Raw genomic sequence first — 6,511 nt, forward strand, 5'->3', positions numbered from 1 at the left:
TTCTCGGTGGAAAAACTCGTGCTGCCTGGGTCAGCTCTCAGTGGAAATCAACACCGACTCGGCTCCGAGCAGGCTTTGACGAGAGCCGGGGTCTTTCGGGCGTTTCCGACGAGGGTCGGGAGGCGAAAGCCTTCGAGAGAGCCGCTTGCTTCGCCACATCAGAAAGCCTGTGACGAACAAGACGAGCGGCGCGAAGCCGGTTGCGAATACCGCCAGTCGGCCTACCGCTCCGAATGTCGCTCCGTTGTGCAACCAGAGCTGCTCGGTCACGTAGCGGTCGCCCATCGACATGATATCCGCCGTGCGATCGTGAACGATGTCGCCCGCCCATGGATCTAGCCAGATCGCTCCCCGTGAACGCAAGGCCGGATCCGCTCCGAACGGACGAAATAGCACTCGCCATGTGTTGCGCGATTCGGTCGGCGGATCGAGGCGAGCGATGTCCGATCCCGGTTTCGCGACGCGCGCGCGCTCGACGATCTGATCGGCGGAAAGTCTGGGCGCGCTCTTGTCCGGCGGAGCTTCGATCTTGGGAGAAGGATAGGGCGTGGCGGTCGAGAACAGGCCTATCACGGGGCGCGCTACGTCGGGGAACACAATTCCGACGCCGGTAGCTGCGATCATCGCCAGCAGGGGGAAGCTCCACGAGCCGGCGGTATTGTGAACATCGACAATGAAACGCCGAGGCGACACGCCCTTGCGCACGGACATCGAGCGCCATATCCGGCCCGTCCGCGGCCACCAAAGATAGAATCCCGAAAAAGCCGAACCGAGCAGGGCGAGGGCCAGGACGCCGACGAGTTCCTTTCCCCACCAGTCCCGCAGCAACAGAGTGGAATGCAGACGGTAGATCGTGAATGCGAATGAGTCCGTGTAGTTGCGTCGTCCGAGAACCGCACCGTTCGAGGGATCGATCATGGTGGTGCAGAGATGCGCGTGGATTCCCTGGCCATGCGCATGGATCGCAACCCAGACGGGCCAAGTCCGGTCGGGAACGATGATGGACGTGATCGGCGCCGCATCGGCGCGCGCCGCCGCTTCTATCGCCTCGGCGGCCGTAACGTTGCGTTCAGGACCGAGCGGCTTGTAGAGAGCCGAATTCAGGGCAGCGTCGATCTCGCGATAGAACACATTGAAGCTGCCTGTAAGGCCGATGAGAACAAGCAGCGCCCCGGCAACGAGGCCGATCCACCTGTGCAGCCACATGAATGCACCGCGCAAGAGCGACGTCCATGTGCCTGCAGGGCCGGCGACCACGATAGGCCTCTTCTTCTAGAAATCGACGGTGGTCGAAACCAAAAATGTGCGCGGCACGGCTGCCGTGAGCAGACCCCGTCCGGTCGTCGCCCAATAATTGGTGTCGAGGACATTCTCGACGCTGACGCGCAGCGTCACTGGCCGGCCCTCGATCTCGACAGTGTAGCGCCCGCCGAGATCCAGACGCGTCCACTCCGGTATGCTCTGCGTGTTCGCCTGATCGTAAAACTGGAATGAGGTATAAATGACGCGGCCGGTGAGCGTCGCTGTTCCCGGCGCGAGCCAAAACGGCAGGTCGTATTCGCCATAGAGATTGAGCTGAACGTCCGGAACGCCGGCGGCGGTCTTGCCATTATTGGCTCCGTTGGCGGTCTTCGTCAGCACTCCGTCGAGCCAGGTGACGCCGCCCAGAAGACGAAGCCCGGGCGTAGGCTCGCCGAACACGTTGAGCTCGAGCCCGCGATTGCGTTGCTCGCCGTCGACCGAGAATCGGCGGGTGGTCGGGTCGGTGAAGCTGCTCGGCTGAGTGATGTCGAAGGCTGCGACGGTCAGCCCCAGAGCGCCGAAGAAGTCGTATTTGGCGCCGACCTCGATCTGCCGAGATATGAAAGCCGGAAATGCTTCGCCGGCGTTGATCGCGTTGACCGGCGCTATGCCGCCCGAACTCAATCCTTGGATATAGTTCGCGTAGAGCGACAGATTCTCGATCGGCTTCACCACCAATCCAGCCGCCGGACTGAATGCCTGATTGGTCGTGCTCGATGTGATCGACCCGCTATTGGCGTTGTAGTTCTTGACGTCGATCTGTTGCCAGCGTCCGCCCAGAGTGAGGAGCACGTGGTCGTCATAGGCCGATAATGTATCGGCGATCACAACGCTGCGGTTCATGCGGGAGGCTGTCCGTGGCGCGTCCCGACGCAATCCGAAATCGCTCCGCGCTGGAACATAGAGGGGAGTGAAAATGTTCGACGTGATCGCGCGACCGACGCTCGTGTTGATGATGCCGGTGTCCTGCCAGAGACCGACCGCAGACAACGCGAGCTGATGCTCGAGCGGACCCGTTTCGAAACGAGCTCGCAGACCGATGTCGGCGGTATCGCTCTGCACGCCCTGTGAGGTGAGAGTGGGCGTCGTGCTGAAGTCGCCACGCGCGTTGACTATTTGAAGGACCCCGCCAAAAAACAGCTCGTCGAAGCGTGAGTGCCCGTAGGCTGCATAGGCGGTAACATTTTCTGCAAGGTCGTATTCCGCACGCAACGCGCCATGCCAATGATGGGCGTTGTAATATTCCCACGGTTGCTGCGGGTTGATGAGCAGCGACGGCGAGCTCGGGATTGGAAAGCCCGCCAGAGCGGTTTTTTGCCGCGTCGGCGCGTCGAGATCGCGCCCTTGGAGCTCGAGATCGGTAGTCACGCGCAGCCTTTCGCCGCGGTAGTCCAGAGCCAGCGCCGCCACGCCGAATTCGTCGCCTTGGAAATCGATCGGGGTGCTGCCCTTGCGAAAGGCGCCATTGAAGCGGACGCCCCACTCGTTGTTCGGGCCGAAGCGGCGGCCGATATCGATATGCGTGCCGAGTTGTTCGCGCGATGCGAAGCTCGTGGTCACGCGCGTGATCGGCGCATCTGTCGCACGTTTGGGAATGAGATTGATGGCGCCGCCGATCGTTCCGAGCGGAGGAACGCCATTCAAGAGCGCGTTCGGACCTTTGAGGACTTCGATGCGCTCCATCGGTTCGATCGCCTGGCTCCGCCAATCTACGACGCCATAGATGCCGTCCAAGGCGAAGTCGCCGGCGAACACGGGAAAGCCGCGAACCAGAAATCCGTCGATTCCGCCATAGCGGGGCGCGTTGATGCGGATGGAAGAGTCATTGTCGGCAACATCCGTCACGGTTCGCGCCTGCTGGTCGCGCACGAGCTTTTCGGTGTAGCCCGTGATATTGAACGGCGTGTCGAAAATATTGCGGTTCCCGAGCAATCCGACGCGCGCGCTGCTGCCGACCTGTCCGCCGCCGTAAGGCGCGGGCGGTTGGCCGATGACGCTGGTCGGCCGCGTCTTGTTCGCGGGCATACGATTCGCGTCGTAGGCTCCAGCAGTCTCCGCTTGTATGTCGATTGTCGGTAGAGCCTCTTGCGCATTGGCCCGCGAACCGCTGCAAGCGTCAATGAGTAGGAAGGTAGCAACGCCCCACGACGCCGTGCGAAGTTTTCGAGACATGAAATACGAACTCCAGCTCTCGGCAAACTTTTGGCGGCTTGCTCGGCCAGAGGGGCCTGGCTCGCTCGCTAAATCCGCACGCCGCGATAGGCGCGCTTGCCTGTATGACTAGCGTTATCGTAGCCGTTGTGTGGGATGTCGATCAACAATGACGATTGAATATTACTTTGCAAAGCTTCCAAGGCATCAGGTAGGAATATTTCCAATGAGGCGAAACTCGCCCGGACCATCGATTGGGGCTTTCTGGAGAACAGCTTCGGAGCGGTCTACGCCGATGTTCCGGGGCGCCCGCCCTTGGCCACGCGGCTCATGGCTGGGCTCGCCATCCTGAAGCACATGCACGACCTCTCCGACGAGGCGCTGTGCGACCGCTGGTTGGAAAACCCCTATCTTCCAGCACAAGCTCTCCTTCGATCGCTCGTCGCTGACGCGTTGGCGCCAGAGGATGGGCGAAGAGAAGCTCGCGGCGCTCGTTCAGGAGAGCCTGTCGGTCGCGACCAAAACCGGCGCGGCGAAGCCGTCCGACTTCTCCAAGGTCATCGTCGACACCACCGTACAGGAGAAGGCGGTCGCCTTTCCGACCGACGCCAGACTGATGCATCGCGCCCGCGAGCGGCTGGTGCGCCTCGCCAAGAAGCACGGCGTCGTTCTGCGGCAATCCTACGAGCGCATCGGCAAGCACGCGCTCATCGCGCATCAGCGCTATGCTCACGCCAAGCAGTTCAAGCGCGCCAACAAGGCGCTGCGCAAGATCAGGACTTATCTCGGCCGCGTCGAGCGCGACATCGCGCGGCGGGTCAGAGACAGCGAGGCGTTGCGCGACATTTTCCGCCGTCCGCTCTATCTGGCCGAGCGCGTGCGCGAGCAGCGCCAGAAGCAGAGGGGCAGGAAGGTCTATTCGCTGCACGCGCCCGAAGTCGAATGCATCGGCAAGGGCAAGGCGCACAAGCCCTATGAGTTCGGCGTCAAAGTGTCGGTGGCGACGACGCTTTTTCGCTCGAAGGGCGGCCAGTTCGTCACGCATGTGAAGGCCTTGCCCGGCAATCCCTACGACGGCCATACGCTCGCCGTCGTGCGTCCCGAGATGGAGACGCAGATCGGCGCGACGATCACGCGCGTTGTCGCCGACCGCGGCTATCGCGGCCACAACGCGCCGGCGACGCATCAGTTTCGGGTGTTCATCTCGGGGCAACGACGACGCGTGACCGAAGCGATCAAGCGCGAGCTGCGACGCCGCTCCGCCGTCGAGCCGGTCATCGGCCATCTCAAAGCCGAGCATCGAATGGGCCGCAACCATCTCGCCCATGCGCAAGGCGACGCCGCAAACGCCGTCCTCGCCGCCGCCGGCTACAACTTCCGACGCCTCCTCGCATGGCTGGCGCTTTTGTGCGCCCTCTTGCTCGCCGCCCCGAGAATGGCCGACTCGTCTCGTTTTTCCGACATACCAGCTTGCCGGACGAGGTGGAAATTGTCGCCGGCGACAAATTTCTAATGCTCGATTCGAGCTGGCTGATCGCCGAGGAGACGACGGCGATCATGAAAGTTGTTACCCAGCGCGGCGGCGAGAACATCGTCGGTCTGCACGACCTCATTCCACTTGACTACCCGACTGTCTTCGCCCCGGAGACCGTCTCCACATTCAAACGCTGGTTCGAGACAATCGTACTCGCCAGCGACGCCGTCGTCTGCGTCTCCCGGAGCACGGCCGACTCCTTAGTCAATTACGTCGACAGGAGCGGCTATTCACCCAAATTCGGTCAGCGGATCGGCTGGTGGCCCCTCGGCGCGGATTTTTCCGCCGCCCCTGTCGTCCCCCCCTCTCCGGCGGCGGCGGCGATCGTTGCCGCCGAGCGCCCTTTTTTCCTCAGTGTGGGCACGATCGAACCTCGTAAGGGCTATTCGGTCGCGCTTTCGGCTTTCGATCACTTGTGGCGTGCGGGCGCCGACATTCGTTATGTGATCGTCGGCGGCTCGGGCTGGCAATCGCGTGCGCTGGAGAGCCGAATTCGACTGCACCCCGAGTTTGGACGCAGGCTCTTCTGGCTCGAAAACGTCCGCGATTCTGATCTGCGTCTTCTCTATACGCGCGCACATAGTCTGATCGCCGCCTCGTTTGCCGAGGGATTCGGATTGCCGCTGGTTGAAGCCGCCTATCACGGGCTTCCCGTAATCGCGAGCGATATTCCGGTTTTCCGAGAGATCACCGATAGCAAAGCTCGCTTCTTCGACCTTCTCGACGAAAAAGGATTGGCAGAGGTGATTCAAACCACACTCGCCAACAAGAAAACTTCCACGCAGGCGCATATCTGGACTTGGAAAGAGTCGACGCAGCTTCTGACCGAGTTGGTACGTGGCGATGCCTATCAGACGCGCTTGCCAGACAAGAGCTCGGGACGTGGGCTGCATTGGGGCGCGGAGACTGCGGCCTGAGCGCAATCGCAATCGGCGACATTGCCGCGCGAGAGAAGCTTTATCACCTCGCGATTGAGCGGTCCGGTCGAGACGCGTCCGCCGATCGACGCCGCGAGCAGAAACAGCCTTTAGGGGACGCGCTTCGATCTCGGCGCGCAGCATCGGCTGATTGGCTTTGACCGCGAGCAGATAATCGGCTCCCTTGTCCATGATCGCCTGCGCGATCTTGGCGTTGGTGGCGATGGCGTCGATGGAGACGAGCGCGCCTTTCAGCGCGCCGCCGTCCGAGAGGCGATCGAGCAGGACGGGAATGGCCGAAAGCTCGTTGGCCTTGCCTTCGACCGCCTCCTGGCCGAGCACGAGGCGGCCGGTGGTGGCGAAGGCGGAGACGAGATGCAGCGGGGCCTTGTCGTCGGCGCGATCATCATCAGGGCTCCGAATTCGGGTTAACGGCGGTTAACGGATTGCGCGCGGCGTGATTCCCTGTCGGCGGAATGATTCTGGAGCCGCCGTCATGAGCCTCGCCTTCGCCGTGTTCAAAGAGAAGTCGCGTCTGAAGGCGCTTCTCGACGATCGTGCCCCAGAGCGTGGTGTAGCTCTGGTCGGTCCCGTCGAGGGGCTCCGG

General features: G+C 62.2%; 4 protein-coding genes and 2 pseudogenes. 2 read left to right on the forward strand and 4 right to left on the reverse strand.

Going from position 1 to position 6,511, the window contains the following annotated elements:
- Positions 1-30: 30 nt before the first annotated feature.
- Complete coding sequence (locus KP010_RS15495; RefSeq protein WP_371824212.1) at positions 31-1,257, reverse strand: PepSY-associated TM helix domain-containing protein; 1,227 nt, start codon at positions 1,255-1,257, stop codon at positions 31-33.
- A 15-nt stretch (positions 1,258-1,272) separates the two neighbouring features.
- A complete protein-coding gene (locus KP010_RS15500) occupies positions 1,273-3,327 on the reverse strand; it encodes a TonB-dependent siderophore receptor (RefSeq protein ID WP_216281057.1) in 2,055 nt (684 codons plus the stop codon).
- 360 nt (positions 3,328-3,687) lie between these two features.
- Between KP010_RS15500 and KP010_RS15505 the strand changes: the two are divergent.
- Positions 3,688-4,966 (forward strand): annotated as a pseudogene (locus tag KP010_RS15505) (IS5 family transposase); the annotation flags it as partial.
- The gene (locus tag KP010_RS15510; RefSeq protein WP_216281058.1) at positions 4,924-5,904 is read left to right on the forward strand and encodes a glycosyltransferase family 1 protein; all 981 of its coding nucleotides are present in this window, start codon (positions 4,924-4,926) and stop codon (positions 5,902-5,904) included. The pseudogene KP010_RS15505 and the gene KP010_RS15510, both read left to right, overlap by 43 nt.
- A 102-nt stretch (positions 5,905-6,006) precedes the next feature.
- On the opposite strand, the pseudogene KP010_RS15515 reads toward KP010_RS15510, so the two are convergent.
- Positions 6,007-6,306: pseudogene (locus KP010_RS15515) on the reverse strand (ISAs1 family transposase); the annotation flags it as partial.
- A gap of 7 nt (positions 6,307-6,313) precedes the next feature.
- On the reverse strand, positions 6,314-6,511 hold a 198-nt coding region (locus tag KP010_RS15520), incomplete at its 5' end, for a hypothetical protein (RefSeq protein ID WP_216281059.1).

It is taken from the genome of Methylosinus sp. KRF6 (assembly GCF_018887255.1).
In the GTDB taxonomy this organism is placed as follows: Bacteria; Pseudomonadota; Alphaproteobacteria; order Rhizobiales; family Beijerinckiaceae; genus Methylosinus; species Methylosinus sporium.